Annotated in this window: 19 protein-coding genes; 11 read left to right on the top strand and 8 right to left on the bottom strand. The window is 57.8% G+C overall.

Annotation, left to right across the window (positions count from 1 at the left end; all coding sequences use genetic code 11):
- Positions 1–22 precede the first annotated feature (22 nt).
- The 11 genes from KCG87_RS02970 to KCG87_RS02920 all read left to right on the top strand — a co-directional run bounded on the left by KCG87_RS02970 (position 23) and on the right by KCG87_RS02920 (position 12,114).
- Positions 23–670, top strand: a complete 648-nt coding sequence (locus tag KCG87_RS02970; protein ID WP_210556229.1) for a response regulator — start codon at positions 23–25, stop codon at positions 668–670.
- 119 nt (positions 671–789) lie between these two features.
- Entirely contained in the window at positions 790–1,374 is a 585-nt protein-coding gene (locus tag KCG87_RS02965; RefSeq protein ID WP_210556234.1) for a fimbrial protein, read from the top strand.
- Between the two features lie 72 nt (positions 1,375–1,446).
- Positions 1,447–2,190: a molecular chaperone gene (locus KCG87_RS02960; protein ID WP_210556236.1), complete on the top strand. Its 744-nt coding sequence runs from the start codon at positions 1,447–1,449 to the stop codon at positions 2,188–2,190.
- 211 nt (positions 2,191–2,401) lie between these two features.
- On the top strand, positions 2,402–4,840 hold the full coding sequence (locus KCG87_RS02955) for a fimbria/pilus outer membrane usher protein (RefSeq protein ID WP_210556582.1): 2,439 nt from the start codon (positions 2,402–2,404) through the stop codon (positions 4,838–4,840).
- Positions 4,837–5,268 carry a response regulator gene (locus tag KCG87_RS02950; protein WP_210556238.1) on the top strand — a complete coding sequence of 144 codons (432 nt, stop codon included), beginning with the start codon at positions 4,837–4,839 and terminating at the stop codon, positions 5,266–5,268. The genes KCG87_RS02955 and KCG87_RS02950 overlap by 4 nt, the downstream gene beginning before the upstream one ends.
- Before the next feature lie 541 nt (positions 5,269–5,809).
- Positions 5,810–6,070, top strand: coding sequence for a hypothetical protein (locus KCG87_RS02945; RefSeq protein ID WP_027610296.1), 261 nt, complete (start codon positions 5,810–5,812; stop codon positions 6,068–6,070).
- 384 nt (positions 6,071–6,454) lie between these two features.
- Entirely contained in the window at positions 6,455–6,682 is a 228-nt protein-coding gene (locus KCG87_RS02940; protein ID WP_081730173.1) for a hypothetical protein, read from the top strand.
- 12 nt (positions 6,683–6,694) lie between these two features.
- Positions 6,695–7,684 (top strand): hypothetical protein, encoded by a 990-nt coding sequence (locus KCG87_RS02935; protein ID WP_210556240.1) that lies wholly within the window; start codon positions 6,695–6,697, stop codon positions 7,682–7,684.
- 683 nt (positions 7,685–8,367) lie between these two features.
- Positions 8,368–9,294, top strand: coding sequence for a LysR family transcriptional regulator (locus KCG87_RS02930; protein WP_210556241.1), 927 nt, complete (start codon positions 8,368–8,370; stop codon positions 9,292–9,294).
- A 102-nt stretch (positions 9,295–9,396) separates the two neighbouring features.
- Positions 9,397–10,023 (top strand): glutathione S-transferase, encoded by a 627-nt coding sequence (locus KCG87_RS02925; protein WP_210556242.1) that lies wholly within the window; start codon positions 9,397–9,399, stop codon positions 10,021–10,023.
- A gap of 60 nt (positions 10,024–10,083) precedes the next feature.
- Positions 10,084–12,114, top strand: coding sequence for a pyridoxamine 5'-phosphate oxidase family protein (locus KCG87_RS02920; protein ID WP_210556243.1), 2,031 nt, complete (start codon positions 10,084–10,086; stop codon positions 12,112–12,114).
- A gap of 142 nt (positions 12,115–12,256) precedes the next feature.
- Here the strand turns inward: KCG87_RS02920 and KCG87_RS02915 are convergent, their stop codons facing one another.
- The 8 genes from KCG87_RS02915 to KCG87_RS02880 are packed head-to-tail and all read right to left on the bottom strand — an operon-like array spanning position 12,257 to position 21,241.
- A complete protein-coding gene (locus KCG87_RS02915) occupies positions 12,257–13,387 on the bottom strand; it encodes a glycosyltransferase family 4 protein (RefSeq protein WP_210556248.1) in 1,131 nt (376 codons plus the stop codon).
- Positions 13,388–14,518, bottom strand: a complete 1,131-nt coding sequence (locus KCG87_RS02910) for a glycosyltransferase family 1 protein (RefSeq protein WP_027610302.1) — start codon at positions 14,516–14,518, stop codon at positions 13,388–13,390.
- Positions 14,502–15,869 (bottom strand): glycosyltransferase family 1 protein, encoded by a 1,368-nt coding sequence (locus tag KCG87_RS02905; RefSeq protein WP_210556250.1) that lies wholly within the window; start codon positions 15,867–15,869, stop codon positions 14,502–14,504. The genes KCG87_RS02910 and KCG87_RS02905 overlap by 17 nt, the downstream gene beginning before the upstream one ends.
- Positions 15,866–17,119, bottom strand: a complete 1,254-nt coding sequence (locus KCG87_RS02900) for an ABC transporter ATP-binding protein (protein WP_210556251.1) — start codon at positions 17,117–17,119, stop codon at positions 15,866–15,868. The genes KCG87_RS02905 and KCG87_RS02900 overlap by 4 nt, the downstream gene beginning before the upstream one ends.
- A complete protein-coding gene (locus KCG87_RS02895) occupies positions 17,119–17,916 on the bottom strand; it encodes an ABC transporter permease (RefSeq protein WP_098966401.1) in 798 nt (265 codons plus the stop codon). The genes KCG87_RS02900 and KCG87_RS02895 overlap by 1 nt, the downstream gene beginning before the upstream one ends.
- Positions 17,916–19,358 (bottom strand): mannose-1-phosphate guanylyltransferase/mannose-6-phosphate isomerase, encoded by a 1,443-nt coding sequence (locus tag KCG87_RS02890; protein WP_210556252.1) that lies wholly within the window; start codon positions 19,356–19,358, stop codon positions 17,916–17,918. Before KCG87_RS02890 ends, KCG87_RS02895 begins: the two co-directional genes overlap by 1 nt.
- Positions 19,359–19,361: 3 nt before the next feature.
- Complete coding sequence (gmd, locus tag KCG87_RS02885; RefSeq protein WP_027610307.1) at positions 19,362–20,330, bottom strand: GDP-mannose 4,6-dehydratase; 969 nt, start codon at positions 20,328–20,330, stop codon at positions 19,362–19,364.
- Complete coding sequence (locus KCG87_RS02880) at positions 20,327–21,241, bottom strand: GDP-mannose 4,6-dehydratase (protein WP_139055049.1); 915 nt, start codon at positions 21,239–21,241, stop codon at positions 20,327–20,329. Before KCG87_RS02880 ends, gmd begins: the two co-directional genes overlap by 4 nt.
- Positions 21,242–21,638: the final 397 nt, after the last annotated feature.

Raw genomic sequence — 21,638 nt, 5'->3', positions numbered from 1 at the left:
ATCTCACTGTGGGTAACTGGTCATGAAAAAACTAAATGTTGTCATCGCTGATGATCACCCCATTGTGCTGTTTGGGGTTCGTGAGCTAGTAGAGCGAGACGAACGCTTTCATGTGGTGGGGGAGGCGGTCTGTTCCAATCAGTTGATCAACCTGCTTGAGAGCCTGTCTGTTGACCTGATCATCACCGACTTCAATATGCCTGCAGACTCGCCCTATGGTGACGGCCTGAAATTGGTTGAGTACCTCAAACGTAACTTTCCAACATTGAAAATACTGGTGTTGACCATGATTTCCAATCCCTTGATCTTGACCTTGTTGCATGAGCTGGGGGTGGTTGGGGTCATCCAGAAAAGCCAAATGCACAATGAAATTCAAGTCGCGCTCAAGGCTGTCGCCCAAGGCAATCCGTTCCGAAGTTTAGGACCGGAACCCACCTCGGTGCTCGAGTCCGCCGTATCTATGGATGACCGATTCGCCAAGCTATCGTCCAAAGAACACGAAATTTTACGCTTGTTTGTGTCCGGGCAAAGTGTTTCCGACATCGCCCGTGGCCAGAATAGAAGTATAAAAACTATCAGTGCGCAAAAGACATCTGCCATGCGTAAACTCGAAGTTAATAGTGACCAAGATTTATTGGCATACTGCTTCGAGCGCAACTTTTTCAATTAGTAATTATCGCGTCCCACCGTCTATTTTTCTTTAAGAATCGTCTGATGTTCCTGTATGGGTCGGTTCTATATCTTGCTTCTGCAACGAATAGAATCTCAATCCACCCAATGGTAATCAGAATGAAGAAGCTTTCCTTGGCAATGATGACACTGTCAATTTTGGCAGCTACTGGTAGCGCTTTCGCAGTAGAACCAGTCGTCACCAAAGCTGGTAGTGGCACTATCAACTTTTCCGGCATCATCAACAACGATGCATGTTCTGTACAAGGCTCCGGCGTCAACAAGACCATCTCCGTAGCGATGGGTGAAGTGTCGATCAAAGACATGGGCACGGCCGCCGCGCCAATTGGCAGTGGCAGACTGAGTGCCGAAAACTTCGATATGAAGATCAGCTGCAACGCCGGTGCCAAAGTTTCTATGATCTTTGAGCCCAATAAAGGGACCGGTTCGGGTGTCGATAGCAATGGTGTACTGAACCTGGTCGATGGTCTGGGGGCTGCAAAGAACATTGGTATCGCTCTTCTCGATGCTAATGGTGCGCTGATTAACTTGAGCTCGCCTACTACCGCGAAAATCGAGAACAAACTGCAAGATGGCAGCACTTCGCTAAAGTTCTCCGCCGTCTACGTCACGACCGGCGCAGCGGGTACTGCCGTTGCAGGTCGCGGTGATGCAACCCTGCCATTTACCCTGCAATACGAGTAATCGCAGGGAATTAACGGACTTAGTGCGGGGCTTATCGGCCCCGCGCACGCCTTGAATCAAACGGTAATTATTATGTTTCGTCGTCCCTCCCTATCTTTCTGCCTGGGCCTCTTGGGCGTTTTAGTTGTTTCCCAAGCCAATGCTGGCATCTCCTTGAGTACTACTCGTCTGGTCTTTGACGGAAAGCACAAGGAAGCTAGCATCACCGTGCGCAATAGCGGTGAAGACGTATTGATCCAGTCTTGGCTCGATACAGATACCCCTGGCGTTACATCGGTACCCTTTGCCGTAACTCCGCCGTTGGCTCGAGTGGTAGGTAAGGAGCAGCAGTTATTGCGAGTGATTTATGAAGGCTCCGGCATGCCATCCGATAAAGAGTCGGTAGTCTGGCTCAATGTTCAGGAAATCCCTCAGGCTTCGAAAGAGAAAAATACATTGCAACTCGCAGTGCGCCAGCGCATCAAGGTGTTCTTCCGTCCGGTCGAGTTGAGCGCAGATGCCTATCTGGCACCGACCAAACTGTTATGGCGCCTGGAGAATCGGGGCGGAAAAACGGTCTTGGCGGTGAATAATACAGGACTCTTTCACGTGTCCATGGCGGACATAAAACTTCAATCAGGAACAATGACCGAACAAACTGCAGACTCAACGATGATCGCGCCGGGCGAAAATAAAGAATTCGTTGTTAAACAATTCAATAGCACGGCTACGCCAAATTTACTGTTTACGAGTATTAACGACTACGGTGCACAAGATCGTTACATTGCAAAACTTTCCGATGGTGCCTCAAGTCAGGCTAGTCTGAATAAAGAGTAGCTTTGATACGCTTGCCATAAGGGCCAATTTATTCTTTTGCCGTATTTCTCTTCGCTCCGTTTAGAAGTTCGTATCGGAGGTGATATAGGTGCTTTAAATGCTTTTGTTTCCAAGCAACCGATCCGGTTCAGGCGCGAGCGACCAAACTTGGTACTCGGGTACCTACACTCTTTTAAGTACGCTATTTGTTGCTGTTACCACCACCCTCTCCATGTTTGTCGGTGCGGAGGAGTTAGAATCCGAACAACTCGAACAGTTCAACACCACATTTCTGCAAGGCGCTCACTCGTCGCTGGATCTGCAGTTGCTGTTATCCGCCAACAATGTGGTGCCGGGGCAGTACCGGGTCGACCTCTACAGCAACGAAGTGCTGGTGGGGCGCCGCGATATCGACTTCCAACGAAACGCGAAGAACGGCAAGGTCGAAGCCTGCTTGACCCTGGATATGTTGCTGCAACTGGGCATCGATATGAACAAGCTGGAAGCGGCGGGCAAAATCAACCCAAATGTACCGCAAGGCTGCTACGACTTGCCGTCACTTATCGACAAAGCTACCTTGCGCTACGACGCAAGCCGCCTGCGGCTGTTGGCCAGTGTGCCGCAAATAGCCATGCAGAGAGGTATGCGCGGGTATATCGACCCGGCTTTGTGGGATCAGGGGGTTCCGGCAGCCTTCATCAACTATCAGTTGAGCAGCAACCGCAACAGCTCGGATCACAGCACCGCGCTTTCAAATAACCTGGGATTGCGTAATGGGATCAATCTGGGCGGCTGGCGGCTGCGTAACGAGTCGAACTTCAGCACCACCACGGGGCAGCCGAGCACCTTCAAGAGCAACCGTAGCTTCTTGCAGCATGATGTAACGGCGCTGAAGGGCCAATTCTCTGCGGGCGACATCTTTTCCGACACGGACCTGTTCGACAGCGTGCGTTATCGCGGCCTGAAACTGGCCTCCGATGAAGGCATGCGCGCCGATAGCGAACGCGGCTATGCGCCGATCATTCGCGGCGTGGCGGAAACCAGCGCCACGGTGGAGATCCGTCAGAACAACTACATTCTCTACACCGCCAACGTACCGCCGGGCCCGTTCGAGATCAGCGATATCTATCCCAGTGGCTCCAACGGCGACCTGGAAGTGACCATCATCGAAGCCGATGGTCGTCGACGGGTAACGATGCAGGCGTTTTCCAGCTTGCCAATCATGGTCCGCGAAGGCCAGGTGAAGTACAGCGTGTCCGCGGGCCAGTACAACAGCAACAATGATGGCTTGGCGTCGCCGGAGTTTGTCAGCAGCACCCTGGCCTACGGGATCAACAGCAACCTCACCGGAATCGTCGGTGTCCAGGCCTCGGAGAACTTCAAGGCACTGTCCGTCGGTGCGGGTCGCAACACCCCGATCGGTGCCGTCTCCGTCGACCTGACTCGCTCCTCCAGCCTTACCGTAGGCCAGACGGTGCAAGGTAATAGCCTACGGGCGTTGTACGCCAAGACTTTCACCGGGACCGATACCAACTTTACCCTGGCGGCCTATCGCTATTCGACCGAGGGCTACCGAACGCTGACCAACCACGTCGAGGAACTCAACGCCGATGGCCAGAAACCCTTCGGCAACTCAAAAACTCGTACCGACCTGACCATCAACCAGAGCTTGGGCCGCAACCGGCAATATGGCAGCGTTTACATGAACGCCAGCGACCAGCGTTACTGGGGGCGCGGCGGTTCCCAGAGTCTTTCTACCGGTTATGGCAACTACTGGGGTGAGGTTAGCTACAACGTTAGCGCGACCTATACTAAGGACGTCGGAGATTTCGGATCGTCAAATAATGACACGTTGATCAACCTGTCTCTGTCGTTTCCCCTGGGCTCAAAACCCCGAGCGCCACGGGCCTTTGTTTCGGCCAACACGCAGAAGAACAGCAGCAGCACGCAAGTCGGCATCAACGGTTACGTGTCGGAAACCAGCGATACCTATTACTCACTGCAAGGTGGTAACAGCAGCATCGGTGGCAGCTCGGCCTCGGGCAACATCAGCACCCGCACCTCGGTTGCGGATATTAGCGCGGGTTATAGCCAGGGGCGCGGTTACACCTCGCAAACCCTTAACCTGGCCGGCTCTGTGGTTGCCCATGCCGGAGGTATCAATCTGGGGCAGACCGTGGGTGAAACCTTTGCCTTGGCCGAAGTGCCGGGCGTTTCCGGCGCAAAAATCGGCAGCTACAGCGGTGCAGAGACCGGCGCCAATGGCTTTGCCGTCGTGCCCAACATTCAGCCCTATCGTGTGAACTGGATCAGCCTGGATACCCGGGATCTGGGTGCGGAGATCGAGATCGATAATGCCACCCAGCAAGTCGTACCAAGGCGAGGCGCAGTAGTGCTGGCGCAATATATTGGCAAGACCGGTCGACGGGTGCAGTTCGAGCTGTTTGATGCGCAGAACAAGGCCATTCCATTTGGCGCTGCGCTGGAGGATGCGGCGGGTAAACAACTGGGCATTTCCGACCCGAGCGGTAAAGCCCTTGCGCTGGTGGAAGAGGATTCAGCCACTCTGACTATCAAATGGGATGGCAAACGCTGTCTCGCGCCCTACACCTTGCCCGAGCGCAACAAAGCCCTGAACTATGAGCGTGTGCTTTTGATATGCGCCCCATGACCAATAAAGCCTTGCGCATCATGATTGCCGACCCACAACACTTTCAGCGCCTACGCCTGGAACGTAATTTCAACCGCGAGGGCTATCACGGCATCGCGCCGGTATCGAATCTTGAGGATATGCTGATGTTGCTGGAGTACGGCGACATTAGCTTCGATCTGGTATTGATCAATGCTAGTTTGATGGCCAACATCCGCTTTAATCTGTTGATCTTTTGCCGTGACCATCCGCTAATCCGCCAAGCCTTCATCTACAATGTGTCGGAATGCCGCTTAGCGCTACTTGGCGCGCAGATGAAAGCGCGGATTGTCTTCAGTTCTATGCAATTACCCGAGGGCACACCGATCAAGCGCCTGATCCAGAAAGTTGATCCGCCCAATCTCGGTGAGCCGACACGCAGTACGGTAAGTCACCAGGGACAGAGCTGACGGGTGCGATGCAGTGGGCAACCGATGGCCTCTACCTAGCGATCACTCCTCGCCTCTGTTAGTTCTTGGTATCGCTGCCGTTTGCCGCTTCATGAGAATGTCTGGCAGTCGTGCACACTGGTTGTGTCAAACTATGATGTAAGAAGGTCAGAGCGTTATTCGAAAAGTCAGGGTGGCGGTGTCAATCTTTATTGTGATACGGCGTACGATTCGTTCCGGTTTCGCCCAATGGTTGTTGGGGTGTTTGTGTCAGACTTTGTTGTAAGCACCCATAACCTGGTTTTAGACAATAAAAACTGTCGCTGAACAATAAAGACTGTCGCAGAGGAGGATTTCCTCCTCTGCCGATCTTGAACGCTAGGTCTCTCGTAGCGCAGCTGCATATTCTATGTTCTTGCGAATCCAACCTGGCACTGGATTCAGGGTTGGGCCTCGGTGCATGCTGGTCGGAGCTTAATGCTGGCAGCCGCTAATCATCGGCATTAGACGTTGCCAGAGCTAGCCGCTAACATTATGCGACATCAATACAAATGAGGCGCCTATGATTGGCCGATCCATTCACGAATGTGTTGATCTTGTTTTGCTTGGAGATGCAGCCAATACAATTCTGGAGAGTACCAAGGAACGTCTAGCTCGCGCTGGCGGAGATCTCAAAATCGAGGAAGCCGCCAGCAAATGCCTTGAAAGCCTTGATCTTGCGAGCTCAGCCGGAGACTGTTCGCTGGATGATGTCAGGACTGTCAAGCGGGAGCTCAAGATTGCAGTGCGCGATCGGCGCTTCGAGCTGAATCCTTTCGACTAATGTGCAGTCATTGTCGTTTGCTTTACTTGTTCCTTAGCTTAAGAAGCACGACAGGCGATCAATCAGCCTTCCCTGGCCTTCATACCCATCCCGCTGACGCCCAGCGCGCCCACCATTCGACCACTTTGCTGCAGACCTCTCTCACTGGCCTCATGCTCCTCCGGCTAAGAAGGGCTCCGCATCCGTATACACCCTGGAGGCTATGCACTTTTTCCACCAAGTCTGCTTTTGTGGTTGACCTTTCTGTGCTTTTTAGCTAAGTTTTCGATACGGCTTTATTCGTGGCCGGCGAAAGCAAGTTACGGATTCTCTTTTTCACTAATTTTAAATAGTGAGAGGTGGATCTTTGCATTCGCGAAACTGCCTCTTACTCTGGAGGCAATTATGTCAGAAATCTTACCTTCTCCTCTCCCTGTTCCCGAATTTCGCAAGAAGAAGGGACGTGCACTTGCACGCCTTGATCGCGAGCAAAAAATGCTGGAGTCCGGTCCGCTTGGCGCCGAGCGCTTACTTCTCAATATTGCAGTGGACTATATGGAACGTCACCCAAATATGTCTTGGGACCAGGCTCTCTTCGCGGCGCGAGCTTATCTTGATCGAGCACATGATTAAGCAAGGACAGCCATGATGAAGAAAATGACAGCTATCTCACATAACAATGTAACGTATGAAATCAGGTTCGGAAGCTGGTTTCAGCACCTTCACGGAAAGGCCTCGGAAGCACTTCGTGAGGTACATACAGATGACATTATACTTCCTACTGAAAAAACAGTAGCGATCTACAAGGCACAAAAGAGGGCTGAGTACAATGCCCAACCACGCAGTCCTCGTTCATCAGCGAAACAATATCTCAACGACTGCTCGCTGAGTGATTTTGGGCTAAACTGGGATAAATTAATTGAGTTGCTCAAGAAAAGAATAAATGACGTCTGTATACCCTTACTTTTGAAGTATCAGCACTCTGATAACGAAAGCTATGAGTTAGCTAAAGCGGCGTCCAATGGGCATATCAGCGCCATGTACCGGATCGGAGCCTCGCTTGGGGGGGGGCGGAGTGATGATTGTCTACTCTGGTTATCGATGGCTCATAACAGAGGTCATCTCGGGGCGTGCTACGAAATGGCATTGCACCTTGCAGCCAAGGGAAATCACATCGACTCTCTACGTTGCTTGATAATATCTGCCGATGGTGGTTCCGATATTGCCTATATGTCTATCTTTCAGATAACCAATCTGAAAAATATGTTAAAAATCCAAGCTGAACCACTTGAAAGCATGTTAAATGAGCTCGCAGAGGCAACACATGCATCAAGCGCTAATTACTTTAAAGGCATACTAAAACTTTTTTCAAATAACCCCGCCGCCGGAATGGCCATTTTAAAAAACTTCCTGAAGGAGCCGAAGAAAAAGCCTTCTGAGAATGATACTGGTGAAGTTTATTACAATCAGGTCAATATTGTTAGTAGCTTCATTGAGGGTGTATTGGCGGACATCCAATCAGGAGTACCTCCACTGATATCCATCTCAACTCGTGGCGAACAGGCTGGTTTCTGCAGCTTCTCGGATTACACTGAGTTTTTCGAAATAGTTCAAAACTTACAGAAAGCCGAGTAAACGGCTATCGATTAACGCAGAAAGACGACAGAGCAGCGACCAAGTAACCAAAAACAGGCAAAGAATCTCAGATTAGTCAATCTAAGTGAGTGTTCCGAGCCTGTCTTCATCAATCTCGATTCAATTGCTCGGAAGCTAAATCTCACAGCGTTTCTCGCAACTCGTTATTTCTCACGGTGCAAGGTATGGGCATCCGAGGATGGTGGCGAAAACCGCCTATGCCGCAAAAAATTGGACAATGCAGCACGAGACACATTCAAGGATTTCTCGGGCTGGTTTACAGGGAAGGGAGCGACGGTGCTGCCAGGTTGGCCTAATATATTTGCGACACGATGTGGAACGTGCTTCTCTAAATAGAAACATGTCCTGAGCGTCAGACTGCATAGGGTTGGCAGGTTCTTGTTGCTGGTGCGACTTTGATCCAGTCGTAAAGAGGCCAGAGAGTAAGCGTAGCCGTCAGCTATCCGCGGAGCAGCAGCCCTGATTGGCTGGGACAGTTTTAATTCTCTAGCGCTTGAGTCCGTATCAGCATCTGGGCCTTCTGCGACAGTTTTGCGATTTCTTCGCAGCCAGCTGGAGGCCCCGAAATCCGCCTCATACTGCGATAGCTTTAATTCTCAAAATCCAGACCCGCAAAAATCGCAGCCTCGGCTGCGATTTTTGTATCTGAATCGAGGACATCCATGGACCGCTTCCAGGAAATGCAGATCTTCGCCACCGTGGCCCAGGAGCAGGGCTTCTCGGCGGCGGCGCGGCGTCTTGGCTTGTCCGCGGCCAGTGTCACCCGCGCCGTGGCGGCGCTAGAGCAGCGCATTGGTACACAGTTGCTGATTCGCACGACACGCACTGTGCACCTCAGCGAGGCCGGTCAGCGTTATCTGGAAGATTGTCGGAGAATTCTCGCCGAGGTGCAGGAAGCCGAGGATTCGGCGGCCGGCAGTCACGCCCAGCCCCGTGGGCAATTGACGGTGACTGCGCCGGTTTTGTTCGGTGAGTTGTTTGTCACGCCGCTGATGACCAGTTATCTGACGCAATACCCGGACGTTTCGATCAATGCGCTGTTGGTCGATCGGGTGGTGAGCATGGTCGAGGAGGGCATCGATGTCGCGGTACGCATTGGTGAGTTGCCGGACAGCAATCAGCACGCGATCCGGGTTGGCGAAGTGCGGCGGGTGATCTGTGCGTCGCCGGCCTACCTGGCCCGGTACGGCCGCCCCGAGCATCCACAGGCGCTGGCCGGCGCGCCGGTGGTGGCGACCTCGGCCATCGGCCAGTTGCGCAGTTGGCCGTTTGTGGATCAGGGCGAAGCGATCAGCGTGCGGCCAGAACCGAGGCTGGTGGTCACCGCCAACCAGGCGGCGATTACTGCGGCTTGCCTGGGCTTGGGGCTGACCCGGGTGTTGTCCTATCAGGTCGCCGGCAAGGTGGCTTCCGGTGAACTGGAAATTGTCCTCGCCGATTTCGAACTGCCTCCGCTGCCGATTCATGTGGTGTATCAGGGCGGGCGCAAGGCACCGGCGCGGGTGCGCAGTTTTGTCGACCACGCGGTGAAGGTGCTGCGAGAACATCCGGCGCTGCAGAACGCGGCGTTATTTCATCCAGTGAAATAATTGATTGCGATTGCTGGTGATTCTGTTGATTTGAAGATGGGTGGAAGATGGCCTCCATCGGCGCTGCCATCCCGAACGGCGCCCTCTCCAGCGGAGTCGACCATGCAAGCGATCAAACTCTACAACTTCCCGCGTTCCGGCCACGCCCATCGGGTAGAACTGATGTTGTCCCTGCTGCAATTGCCGACCGAATTGATCCTGGTCGATCTGGCCAAGGGTGAGCACAAGCAGGCGCCGTATCTGGCGATCAACAGTTTCGGCCAGGTGCCGGCGATCGACGATGACGGTGTGGTGCTGGCCGACTCCAACGCGATTTTGGTGTATCTGGCGCTCAAATACGGCAACGGCCGTTGGCTGCCAACCGATCCGGTCGGTGCGGCGCGAGTGCAGCGCTGGTTGTCGGCCGCTGCAGGGCCGATTGCTTTCGGACCTGCTGCTGCACGATTGGTAACGGTGTTTGGCGCACAGTTGAATGCTGAAGAAGCGATTACCCGTGCGCACAACCTGCTCAAAGTGATGGAGGTGGAACTGGGCAAGACCCCGTATCTGGCCGGCAGCGAGCCGACCATCGCCGACGTGTCCGCCTACAGCTACATCGCCCATGCGCCGGAAGGCAACGTGTCGCTGGACGACTACGCCAACGTGCGCGCCTGGCTGGCGCATATCGAGGCCTTGCCCGGTTTTGTCGGCATGCCGCGCACGGTCGCCGGTCTGCAAAAGACTGCCTGAGAGGTCGGCCCGATCTGATCGAGTTATCCACAATGCGCCGGCGGCGCGGGGAGATGCGTGATGGAACGTTCACCGTGGCACGCTGGCGAGCAACAACTGCAGGCCCATGTCGGCGTTGCCGAGCGCATGGAGGCCTTCGGCCGAAAAGTGATTCGTGACTGGATGCCGGATCAGCACCGCGCCTTTTATGAGCAGTTACCGTTCATGCTGTACGGCGCGGTCGATACCGACGGGCGTCCTTGGGCCAGTGTGCTCGAAGGCGCGCCGGGGTTTGCGCATTCGCCTGATCCCGAGCATCTGCATTTCGCCAGCCAACCCGCTGCCGATGATCCGGCGCAATTGCGCAATGGCGAGCCGATCGGGTTGCTCGGCATTGAATTGCATACCCGCCGCCGCAATCGCCTCAACGGTCATGTCGACAATCTGACCGTGCAGGGTTTCGAGGTGAGCGTGGATCAGGCTTTCGGCAACTGTCCGCAATACATTCAACTGCGCCAGTTCCAGCGCGTGCCGCTGAGCGATCCGCAGACGCGGCCAGCGCAGCACGACGACGGTCTTGATGACGCAGCCAGAGCCATGATCGAAGACGCCGATACCTTCTTTGTCGCCAGTTACGTCGATGTGGACGGACAACGTGCGGTGGATGTTTCCCATCGTGGCGGGCAGGCCGGGTTTGTCCGGGTTGAAGGTAATCGTCTGACCATCCCGGATTTTGCCGGCAACCTGCACTTCAACACGCTCGGCAACCTGCTGCTCAATCCCAAGGCCGGCCTGCTGTTCATCGACTTTTCCACAGGCGATGTGCTGCAACTGAGCGGGCGGACCGAAATCATCCTCGACGGGCCGCAGATCGAAGCGTTCCAGGGCGCCGAGCGCCTCTGGACATTCGAGGTCGAGAGACTGGTGCGGCGCCCGGCGGCACTGGCCCTGCGCTGGCGCTTCGACGGCATGTCGCCCACCAGTCTGCTGACCGGCACCTGGGCCCAGGCCGATGCACGTTTGCAGGCCAAAGCGCTGGGTGACCGCTGGCGGCCGCTGCGGGTGACCCGCATCGAAAGGGAGAGCCAGCACATCCGCTCGATTTATCTGCAACCGGACGATGGCGCAGGGATGCCGGTGTTTCAGGCTGGCCAGCATCTGCCGTTGCGCTTCACTCTGGATGGTGAAACGCATATTCGCACTTATAGCCTGTCGAGTGCGCCATCGGATGATTTCCTGCGCATCAGTGTGAAACGCGAGGGCCTGGTTTCAGGCCATTTGCACCAGCAGATCCGGGTCGGCGATGTTCTTGAGGCACGGGCGCCACAGGGGCACTTCACGGTGGCGCCACTGGAACACCGGCCGCTGGTGCTGCTGGCGGCGGGGGTTGGCATCACGCCGTTGCTGTCGATGCTGCGTGAGGTGGTGTACCAAGGTCTGCGCACCCGGCGGATTCGGCCGACGTGGTTGCTGCAGAGTTCGCGCAGCCTGGCCGATCAGCCGTTTCGCGAGGAACTCGATCGCGTGCTGGAAAGTGCTGGCGATGCGGTACGGGTGATTCGCCTGCTCAGTCAGCCGGAGGCCGACGTGCATGAAGGCGAAGATTTCGACCGCCATGGGCGCATTGATCGGGCACTGCTGCGTGATCTGCTGGAGGTCGAAGATTACGACCAGATCGATTTTGCTGTCTGTGGGCCCGGCGCTTTTACCCAAAGTGTCTACGACAGTCTGCGCGAGCTGGACATTCGCGACGCGCGGATCCATGCCGAGACCTTCGGCCCGTCGACGCTCAAGCGCCAGCCGGACCCGGATGCGGCGGTCATCGAGCAACCACCGGCGGCCATCACGTCTGTGCCGGTGATGTTTGGGCGTTCGGCCAAAGAGGCGCGCTGGCAGCCGGACGGCGGCAGTCTGCTGGAGCTCGCAGAAAGCCGTGGCCTGCGCCCCGAGTTCAGTTGCCGTGGAGGTTCGTGCGGCACCTGCAAGACACGTCTGGTCAGTGGCGCGGTGAATTATCCACAGCCCCCGGCAGACCTGCCGGAAGCGGGGCAGGTGCTGATTTGTTGCGCGGTGCCGGCGCAGAGTGAGCAGTTGTTGGTGCTAGATCTCTAACGGCTCATTTGAAATCACTACACCCCCCTGTGGGAGCGGGCTTGCTCGCGAAGGCGTCAGATCAGTCGACATCATTGTTTACTGAAAGACCGCTTTCGCGAGCAAGCCCGCTCCCACAGGGTGATGTGTTTCAGCAACGGGATCAGGCGTAAGACAGGTCTTTCTCTTCGAGCAACTCCTGATACAACTCGGTCCACTTGCGGCCCATTTCATCGGCGGTAAACAACTGCCGGTAACGCGCCTCGGCCTTTATGCCCATGGCTGCTGCGCGTTCGGGGTTTTCCCAGAGGCTGCGCATTGCCTCGCGAAACGCCTGGGGGTTGCTCGGTGGCACCACCAGCCCGGTTTCGTTGTGGATGTTGATGTAGCTGGTGCCGGTACCGATTTCGCTGGAGATCATTGGTTTGCCGTACATCGCGCCTTCGAGCAGCGAAATGCCGAACGCTTCGGAACGCAGGTGCGACGGGAACACGATGGCGTAGCTCAGTTGCAGCAGGGCGACCTTGTCTTCATCGCCCAGGCGCCCGAGAAAGTGGATGTTACGCAGCCCCAGCGCAGCAGCCTGGGCGTGCAACTCCAGTTCCAGCGGCCCGGCACCGACGATCACCACCGGATAGTCCACGTCCTTCAAGGCGTCGAGCAGGATGTGCAGACCTTTGTAATAACGCATGACCCCGACGAACAGGAAAAACTTACCCCCAAGCTGCTGGCGCCAGCGATTCATCCGTTCGCTGTCGGCCTGTGGATAACCGGCCTTGTTCAAACCGTATGGAATCACCCGGGTCTTGTTTTGAAACTGCTGCAACACGTCGCTGGTGTGCAGGTAGTTCGGCGAGGCCGCGACAATCCGGTCGGCGCTGGCGAGGAAGCGGTTCATCAACGGTCGGTAGAGTTTGAGCAGATGCTTCTGACGAATAATGTCCGAGTGGTAGGTCACCACGCTCGGCTTGTTCATGCCGCTGGCAAAGTGCACCAGGTCCATGAACGGCCACGGAAAGTGATAGTTGACCACATCGGCTTCGGCGGCCAGCTCGCGAAACTGTTTGAACACGCTCCAGGAAAACCCGGTGGAGGCGAACTGAATGTCGAGTCTGGCGCGATGCACTTCGTGTTGACCCAGTTGCACCACCGGCGGGGTCGGGTCGGCGCTGAGTGTCAGCACCTGGCCGTCGATACCGTGATGCGCACCGCTTTCGCACAGCTGAAATATCACCTGCTCGATACCGCCGACCGAGTCAGGCAAGTAGGTTTTGAAAAAATGAAGAACTCGCATTCAACCTCCCATGGCCTGGCGGTAGGCACCGGCCGTGGCCTGTGCGCAGCGCTGCCAGGAAAAAAGCCGCGCCCGCTGCAATCCGGCTTCTCGGCATGCTTGCCAATGCACCTGATCGTCGAGCAGACGGATCAGCGCGTCGCGCAAGCCGTCTGCATTGTCAGGTTCAATATAGTTGCCCGCGTCGCCCGCGACTTCCGGCATGGCCGAAGCGCGGGTGAGTACCACCGGCGTGCCGCTGGCCATCGCCTCCAACACCGGCAGGCCAAAGCCTTCGTATAACGAAGGAAAAATCAGCGCCCGGGCACCGGCCAACAGCTGGGCCAGGTGTTCATCGGGCAAGTAGCCGAGCAGGCACACATGCCCGCTTGCCAATGCCTGACGCAGTTCGGCGCTGAACTGTTCGCGCTGCCAGCCAGCCATGCCGACGATCAGCAGCGGAAAGCGTTGGCGCACGGCCTCCGGCAGCAAGGCATGGGCGCGCAGGGCCAGCCGCAGATTCTTGCGTGGCTCCAGCGTCCCGACACAGAGGAAATACTCCCGCGCCGTAACGGCATGGGCCTTGAGTACCGGGTCGATGGTGTGTGCGTCACGCGGATGAAAGCGCTCGGCCACGCCCAAGGGAGCGACCACGAAACGTTCAGCGGGCAGGCCGAAACAGCTTTGAGCTTCGTCGGCGATCGCTTGTGAATCGGTGAGGATCACTTGTGCCTGCCGCACGCCGGTAGCCAGTCGGCGCTCGATCTCTTGCAAGCGTGCCGGCGGCTGAGTTTCGGGGTAATGCAGGTGCGTCAGGTCGTGCAGGGTGATCACGGTCGGGCCGTCGAAGGCCAGTGGCCACAGACTCGGTTCGTGATACAGATCGATGCCATGCGCGCGCGCCTGATCGAAACGCTTTTGTTCCAGCCAGCGCCGCGCCTGATAAGCCCCGGGGATCTGCCGCAGCAGTGGCGTCAGGCGCGAATAACCGGGCATCGCCGCCTCCGGCAAGGCCGAACTCCAGCCCCAGCCGTGGAACAACTCAATTTCGATATCGGTATCGCTGCGCAACGCATTCACCAACTCGGCGACGTAATGGCCGATGCCGGTGCGCGGTGCCTGCAGGATCCGGGCATTAAGGGCAATGCGCATGCGGCCTCGCTGGCGCCAATGGCGCTTGCACTGCATTGCGTACGGTGCGCTCGGCCAGTTGCGCACTCGCCTCGTGCCAGTCGATCCAGCGCCAGTCCGCCACATCGCGAGCAGCGGGGAATTGGCCACTCTGCAGGAACCGCATGATCAAGTCAGCGAGGCTTTGCGGATCCTGCAAATCGAAATAGGCCATGAATTCGCCGCCGATTTCGCGGAACACCGCAATGTCGCTGCCCATCGCCGGCAAGCCACGCTGCATGGCTTCCACCAGCGGCAGGCCAAAGCCTTCGACAAACGAAGGGAATACCAGCGCACTGGCGTGGGCGTAGGCATGTTCGAGGCTGGTGTCGCTCAAGTTGTTGAACATGAACAGGCGGCGATTCAGTTCGGGATGACTGCGCACCCGGGCGAGCAGGGCGTCGCACTTCCAGCCGATGCGCCCGGCGATGCACAGACGCGCCGGGGAGCCGGCGGTCCAAGCCCGTTCGAAGGCATCGAGCAGGTATGCGTGGTTCTTGCGCGGCTCAATGGTACTGACCATCAGGAACAGCGGCTCCGGTGTATTGAACAGTTGTTGCAGGCGCGGTTCGACGGTTTCCCCGGCGCTGTGCAGATCCAGTTCGGAACCGAGGTGGAAATAATCGAACCAGCGTTTTTCGGCCTGTACCGTGCCGATCCGTTGCTGCAGTTCGGCGCGCACCTGATCGCGTACCGTGGCGGAAATGGCCAGGTAGCCGTCGGCCGTGCGCGTGATCCAGTCGAACCATTCACTGAAGACCTGCACCAGCCGCGTGTCGTAGAACTGCGGGTGGGTCAGCGGTATCAAGTCGTAGATGACCGCGACAATACCGACACCCTCGCGCTTTAGCTGTTCGGCGTGGGAGAAAAAGTCCGAGTGCCAGGACGAATCCAGCAGCACCAGTTGGTCTCCGGGCTGATGCTGCAAGGGGGCACAGCGTTTTGGCAGTTGCTGGCGGTTGATCCGCTCGATCAGCCGCAGGGGTACGCCAAACGCCGCGAAAGCGCTCAGCCGATAGCCGACGTACAACAGGCGTCGTGGGGTTTTTGCCTGCAGGCGGCTTTCGAGGCGCTGATGCCATTGCCAGAAACGGTGCGCAAGGCGTTCCAGTCGTTCGCCGAATGTCGCAATGGCGTTGAACAGCGGCGCGTCCAGCGGGGCCAGGCGCGTGACCCGATACAGCCGGCCCCTCAGCGAAATGACCGGCAGGCACTCGACATCACCCACCCGCTCCGGCAATTGCTTGATGACGTTGCGCACCACGCGTTGAATACCGGAGTTGATCTTCGGGTGTTTGAAGACGTGGGTGCACTCGACCAACAGGCGGGTCATGGCGCACGCTCGGTCAGCGCTGCCTCGGTGTGAGGGGTGATCGTCGTGTTGGCATTGAGCCAGGAACAGCCGACGAAATCTTCCTGGCGGTTGTTGATCACGTGAAACACCAGACCGTAATCGCGCCATTCGAAGTTGCGGTCCAGATGCGAGTCCAGGCGCGACAGGCTCAACGATACCGAATAGTTGCCCTTGCCCAGCCCCATGACGAAGGCGAAGCGATAAGTGAAGCGTTCGCCGGCGCGCAGATCGGTCAGGGCCTTGTTCAGGCGATGGGTGTTGATGCCATACATCATCTGGCCCAGACGATCCTTGAGGATGAAGCCGAGCACCAGCCGTTCAATGTCGCGGCGAACTTCGACCTGCACTTCCAGTACCACTGGCTGGCCGACCTCGGCAGCGTCGATGGCGCGATCGTGTTCGTCCAGCAGGCGCACACTCAGAATGCCTGCCTCGCCGGTGCCGGACACGGTCTGCACTTCGCCGCCGGCGAGCATTTCCTGGCGCACGATCTGACCTTCGCGCTCGGCCATCAAGGCGTTGTAATAGTCGAGCACCACTTCCGGTTTGTCGTACATGGCCATGTGGCCGTCCTTGAGCAGGATCGCCGAATCGCAGATCGACTGGATGGCCGAGCGGTCGTGGGAGACGATCAGCAGGGTCGTGCCGGCCTTGCGGAAGCCGCGAATGCGTTCGAAGCTCTTGTGCTGAAAGTAGGCGTCGCCCACCGACAGGGCCTCGTCGACGATCAGAATGTCCGGACGCCGCGCGGTGGCGACGCTGAAGGCCAGGCGCATCTGCATGCCGCTGGAGTAGGTGCGCACGGGGTGGTCGATGGCTTCGCCGATTTCTGCGAAGTGTTCGATGTCAGGCATCAGCGCTTCGATTTCGCCAACCTGCAGGCCCAGCAACTGCCCGGCCATGATCGCGTTCTGGCGCCCGGTAAAGTCCGGGTGAAAACCCATGCCCAGCTCCAGCAATGCCGCTACGCGCCCTTCAATCTCGATTTTGCCGCAGGTGGGTTGAGTGGTACCGGTGATCATCTTCAGCAAAGTGCTTTTGCCCGCACCGTTGGCGCCGACGATACCCACGGCCTCGCCGGGGGCAATCTCGAAAGCGACATCCTGCAGCACCCAATGCTCGCGGTGGCGCACCGGGGAAAACGGGATCAGCCATTCCGCCAGACGGCTCCAGCGTGTCGGATACTGTTTATAAGCCTTGCCCAGGCCCGTTACGCGTATAAGTCCCATCAGAGTTCATCCACCATTTCACCGACGCGCTGGCGGAACAACCGCAGGGCGATCAGACACATCACCACCGTGACGATGAACACCGGTAAAAGCGAGTTCCAGACCGGCCATTGCCCATACAGGAACAGGTTCTGATAGCTGCCGATCAGGCTGGTCATCGGGTTGAGTTGCAGCAGCCGCTGGACCCACTCCGGGAGGATGGTGATCGGATACACGATCGGCGTCAGCCAGAACCAGAACTGCAGGCAGATGGCGAAGAGCTGGCCGACATCGCGAAAGAATACATTCAACACGCCGAGGATCATGCCCAGACCAGCGCAGAACAGCATCTGCAGCGCAATCAGGGGAATCAGCGCCAGGAGCGCCATACCGGGCCAACGCCCGCTGATCAATAGAAATCCAAGGAACAGGCCGATGATGATGGCGAAATTGATCGCCGCATTGCACAGCACGATCACCGGCAGGCAGATGCGGGGGAAGCTGATTTTCTTCAGCAGGTTGGCGTTATCCAGAAACATGGTCTGGCTGCGCAGGGTGATTTCCGAAAACATTCCCCAGGCGAGCAGCCCGGCGCAGAGATAGACACTGTAGGCCATGCTGTCATCCACGCCCGGCAGGCGGGCGCGCATGATGTGAGAAAAGATCACGGTGTAGACGATGATCATCGACAGTGGATTGAACACGGGCCACAAGGCGCCGAGCAGCGAATTGCGATAACGCGCTTGAAACTCTCGCTGTACGCTGCCGAGGATGAATCCTCGATAGCTGTAAAGCGAGCGGTACAGGGAAAGCAGCATCAAACCGTCCTGCCGTATTGGTCTTCGAAGCGCACGATATCGTCTTCACCCAGGTATTCGCCGCTTTGCACTTCGATGATCACCAGGTCGATCACGCCGGGGTTTTCCAGGCGATGGCGATGGCCGGCGGCAATGAACGTCGATTCGTTCTTGGCCACCAGATGCGTGCCGCTGCCGTTGTTGGTGACCTTGGCCATGCCTTCGACCACCACCCAGTGTTCGTTGCGGTGATGATGCATTTGCAGCGACAGCTTGCCGCCGGGCTTGACCACGATGCGCTTGATCTTGAAGCGCGGGCCTTCTTCGAGCACGGTGTAGGTGCCCCACGGACGGCTGACCGTGCGATGCAGGCGGTAGGCTTCGTGGGATTTTTCCTTGAGCTGCTTGGCGACGCGCCGCACATCCTGGGCGCGATCGGCGTGGGCCACCAGCACGGCGTCGGCGGTGTCGACGATGATCAGGTTATCCACACCCACGGCAGCCACCAGCCGGCCTTCGCTCTGCACGAAGTTGTTGTGACTGTCGATGAACACCGCTTCGCCGCTGGCGCGATTGTTGTCGGCATCGGCCGGTACCAGCGCTGCCACGGCCCCCCACGAACCGATGTCGCTCCAGTCGAAACCGGCGGGCACCACCACGACTTTCTCCGAACGCTCCATCAAGGCGTAATCGATGGAGATGTCGGTGATTTCAGCAAACAGTGTCGGCGACAGTTCCTGTTGCAGACAGCCGACGGTTTCCACCGCGGCGCTGGCCTGCATGCAGGCGCGGGTCTGTTCCAGCAACTCTGGCGCGTGCAATTGCAGTTCGTTGATCAGGGTCGCGGTGGTGAAGCAGAACATGCCCGAGTTCCACAGGAAGTTGCCGCTTTCCAGGTAATGGGTGGCGGTTTGCAGGTCGGGCTTTTCCACGAAACGCTGCACTTTCGCTGCGCCTTTGGCGTCCAGCGGTGCGCCGGTTTCGATGTAGCCGAAGCCGGTTTCCGGGGCGGTCGGCAGCACACCGAAGGTCACCAGATAACCGTCCTTCGCCAGATTGACCGCGTGTTCGACGGCGCTCTTGAGCGCTTCCTGATTAACGATCAGATGGTCGGCGGGCATCACCACCATGATTGCATCGTCGCCGTGCAGCGCCTGCAGCGACAGGGCGGCGGCGGCAATCGCCGGGGCGGTGTTGCGCCCGGTCGGCTCCAGCAGGAAGTGCCCGCGATGGCGCGACACGTGGGCGGCGCAATAGTGATCCTTGCTCTGGAAGTAGTACTCGCGGTTGGTCACCGTGACGATGTCGCCCCAGCCGTCGAGCAGTGCTGCCGCCCGCTGGTAGGTCTTGCCGAGCAGCGACTGCCCGTCGGGCAGGGTCATGAACGGTTTGGGATGGCCCTCGCGGGACACCGGCCACAGACGCGTACCGGCACCGCCGGACAGAATCACGGGAATGAGCATGACCTACTCCTTGGCGACGCGTTTCATATCCGCATCCATCATCATGCGGATCAGGGTGTCGAGGTCGGTTTTCGGCTTCCAGCCCAGTACCCGCTGAGCCTTGGCCGGGTTGCCGAGCAGCACTTCGACTTCGGCCGGGCGGAAGAACGCCGGGTCGATCTTCACGTAGTCGCGGTAGTTCAGGCCGACGTGATCGAAGGCGATGCGGCACATCTCGCGCACGGTGGTGGTGACGCCGGTGGCGACCACGAAATCGTCAGGCTTGTCCTGTTGCAGCATCAGCCACATGGCTTCGACGTAGTCGCCGGCAAAGCCCCAGTCGCGCTTGGCGTCGATGTTGCCCAGGGCCAGTTCCTGCTGCTTGCCCTGTTTGATGCGGGCGGCGGCGTCGGTGACCTTGCGGGTAACGAATTCGATGCCGCGCAGCGGCGATTCATGGTTGAACAGGATGCCGCTGCTGGCGTGCAGGTCGAAGCTTTCACGGTAGTTGACGGTGATCCAGTGACCGTAGAGTTTGGCCACGCCGTAGGGGCTGCGCGGGTAGAACGGGGTGTTCTCGTCCTGTTGCTCGGCCTGGATCAGACCGAACATTTCGCTGGTGGAGGCCTGATAGAAACGTGTGTGCGGGCTGAACTGGCGGATCGCTTCGAGCAAGTGGGTGACGCCCAGGCCATCGACGATGCCGGTGGTCACCGGCTGATTCCAGGAAGCGGCAACGAAGCTTTGTGCAGCGAGGTTGTAGACCTCGTCCGGCGCCGACTGAATGACTGCACGTTGTACCGAGCAGGCATCGGCCATGTCACCGTCCAGGTAGACGATGTCGCCTTCGACGCCCATCTCGCGCAAGCGCCAGCGCGAATCGCTGCTACGGCGTGCTACCAGGCCGTGAACCTTGTAACCCTTGTCGAGCAGCAACCTGGCCAGATATGCGCCGTCCTGGCCGGTGATCCCCGTGATCAGTGCACTTTTCATTGTTGTTTTACTCGCTGCTCCCAGTCGGACAGGATCGCCCGCAGGGATTGTTGTGTGGTGATTGCCGGTGCCCAGCCCGTGGTCTGGACCAGCTTTGCGTGACTGCCGCAAACGCGACGCTGATCGGCGCGCCGCATGCGTGCCGGATCCTGCACCAGTTGCACTTCGACCTGCGCCAGATCGCCCAACTGCTCGATCAGACTGCGGATGCTTTGTTCGCGGCCCGAGCAGATGTTGTAGACCTGCCCGGGTGTGCCTTTTTCCAGAAGGGCGAAATAAGCCGCGATCACATCGCCGACATCGAGGAAGTCGCGCGTGACGTCAATGTCGCCGACTTCCAGTCGTGCTGCCTGCAAGCCTTGCTTGATGCGGTTGATCTGGCGTGCGGCGCTGGCGATGACGAAGCTGTCTTTCTGTCCGGCGCCGATATGGTTGAACGGCCGCGCCACCAGCACCGGCCAGCCCTCACTCAGGCCCCATTGCAGGCTGAGAAACTCGGCCGAGAGCTTGCTCACCGCATAGGGGTTGCGCGGGCAGGGCGGTTGCAGTTCGGTGATGGGCAGGGCGCGCTCGTCGACTTGCCCATAGACGTCGCCGGAGCTGACATACAGGAAGGTCCCCCGAAATCCGCGGGCCTTGAGGGCCTGCAACAGATTGAGGGTACCCAGCAGATTGATCTCGAGCGTACGGGCCGGGTCACGGAAGGCTTCGGGAACGAAGGTCTGACCAGCGAGGTGAATCACCGCGTCGGGCAATTGTGGCCACAGGTCGACGAGGCTCGCCGCTGACGTGAGATCGTAGGGTGCGGTGGCAGGCAGCAGTTCCCACGTCGAGTCAGGCTGGGCCAGACGCGACTGGATATGTTGTCCCACGAACCCACTGAGGCCCGTGACGAACAGACGCTTTTTCAAACAGCGACCCCTTGGTCTTTAACATTCGCCACCTTCCCACAGGCTTTGAGGGGAAGTCTGTCAGGCCGCATGAAAAAGGCCGACAGGATGACAGGCGAAGTCGTTGTTGTAGTTGTTTGTTACCAATCTGTGCCAAATGCTTGGCAATTTCAACAGTGCAAACCGTGACTGGTCAGTTCTCGTCAGAGTAGACGGATTTATTCTCGCCGGGCGGTTCACGAATCCGCGACGGATGTGTTTAGAATGCCCCTCGTCGCGTTCAACAGGGGTTGTTCAGCCCCAGTCAAACCGACCACTAAAAACAAGAACAAAGACGGGCTGGAAGATGCAGGACGAGTGTCGGCATGCCGACCACGATTCAGCGCTTCGCCGTCATGGATTGAAGCAGCCGGGATGG

It is taken from the genome of Pseudomonas sp. MWU347, from assembly GCF_017947305.1.
GTDB lineage: Bacteria > Pseudomonadota > Gammaproteobacteria > Pseudomonadales > Pseudomonadaceae > Aquipseudomonas > Aquipseudomonas putida_A.
This window is presented reverse-complemented; position numbering and strand designations above follow the sequence as displayed.

Excerpts from the sequence above, each read along its gene's own strand:
- KCG87_RS02970 (WP_210556229.1), top strand. The coding sequence starts at position 23 with ATGAAAAAACTAAATGTTGTCATCGCTGATGATCACCCCATTGTGCTG.
- gmd (WP_027610307.1), bottom strand. The coding sequence starts at position 20,330 with ATGAAAAGTGCACTGATCACGGGGATCACCGGCCAGGACGGCGCATAT.
- KCG87_RS02900 (WP_210556251.1), bottom strand. The coding sequence starts at position 17,119 with ATGGGACTTATACGCGTAACGGGCCTGGGCAAGGCTTATAAACAGTAT.
- KCG87_RS02895 (WP_098966401.1), bottom strand. The coding sequence starts at position 17,916 with ATGCTGCTTTCCCTGTACCGCTCGCTTTACAGCTATCGAGGATTCATC.
- KCG87_RS02905 (WP_210556250.1), bottom strand. The coding sequence starts at position 15,869 with ATGACCCGCCTGTTGGTCGAGTGCACCCACGTCTTCAAACACCCGAAG.
- KCG87_RS02940 (WP_081730173.1), top strand. The coding sequence starts at position 6,455 with ATGTCAGAAATCTTACCTTCTCCTCTCCCTGTTCCCGAATTTCGCAAG.
- KCG87_RS02925 (WP_210556242.1), top strand. The coding sequence starts at position 9,397 with ATGCAAGCGATCAAACTCTACAACTTCCCGCGTTCCGGCCACGCCCAT.
- KCG87_RS02930 (WP_210556241.1), top strand. The coding sequence starts at position 8,368 with ATGGACCGCTTCCAGGAAATGCAGATCTTCGCCACCGTGGCCCAGGAG.
- KCG87_RS02935 (WP_210556240.1), top strand. The coding sequence starts at position 6,695 with ATGATGAAGAAAATGACAGCTATCTCACATAACAATGTAACGTATGAA.
- KCG87_RS02910 (WP_027610302.1), bottom strand. The coding sequence starts at position 14,518 with ATGCGCATTGCCCTTAATGCCCGGATCCTGCAGGCACCGCGCACCGGC.
- KCG87_RS02960 (WP_210556236.1), top strand. The coding sequence starts at position 1,447 with ATGTTTCGTCGTCCCTCCCTATCTTTCTGCCTGGGCCTCTTGGGCGTT.
- KCG87_RS02965 (WP_210556234.1), top strand. The coding sequence starts at position 790 with ATGAAGAAGCTTTCCTTGGCAATGATGACACTGTCAATTTTGGCAGCT.
- KCG87_RS02955 (WP_210556582.1), top strand. The coding sequence starts at position 2,402 with ATGTTTGTCGGTGCGGAGGAGTTAGAATCCGAACAACTCGAACAGTTC.
- KCG87_RS02945 (WP_027610296.1), top strand. The coding sequence starts at position 5,810 with ATGATTGGCCGATCCATTCACGAATGTGTTGATCTTGTTTTGCTTGGA.
- KCG87_RS02915 (WP_210556248.1), bottom strand. The coding sequence starts at position 13,387 with ATGCGAGTTCTTCATTTTTTCAAAACCTACTTGCCTGACTCGGTCGGC.
- KCG87_RS02920 (WP_210556243.1), top strand. The coding sequence starts at position 10,084 with ATGGAACGTTCACCGTGGCACGCTGGCGAGCAACAACTGCAGGCCCAT.
- KCG87_RS02950 (WP_210556238.1), top strand. The coding sequence starts at position 4,837 with ATGACCAATAAAGCCTTGCGCATCATGATTGCCGACCCACAACACTTT.
- KCG87_RS02890 (WP_210556252.1), bottom strand. The coding sequence starts at position 19,358 with ATGCTCATTCCCGTGATTCTGTCCGGCGGTGCCGGTACGCGTCTGTGG.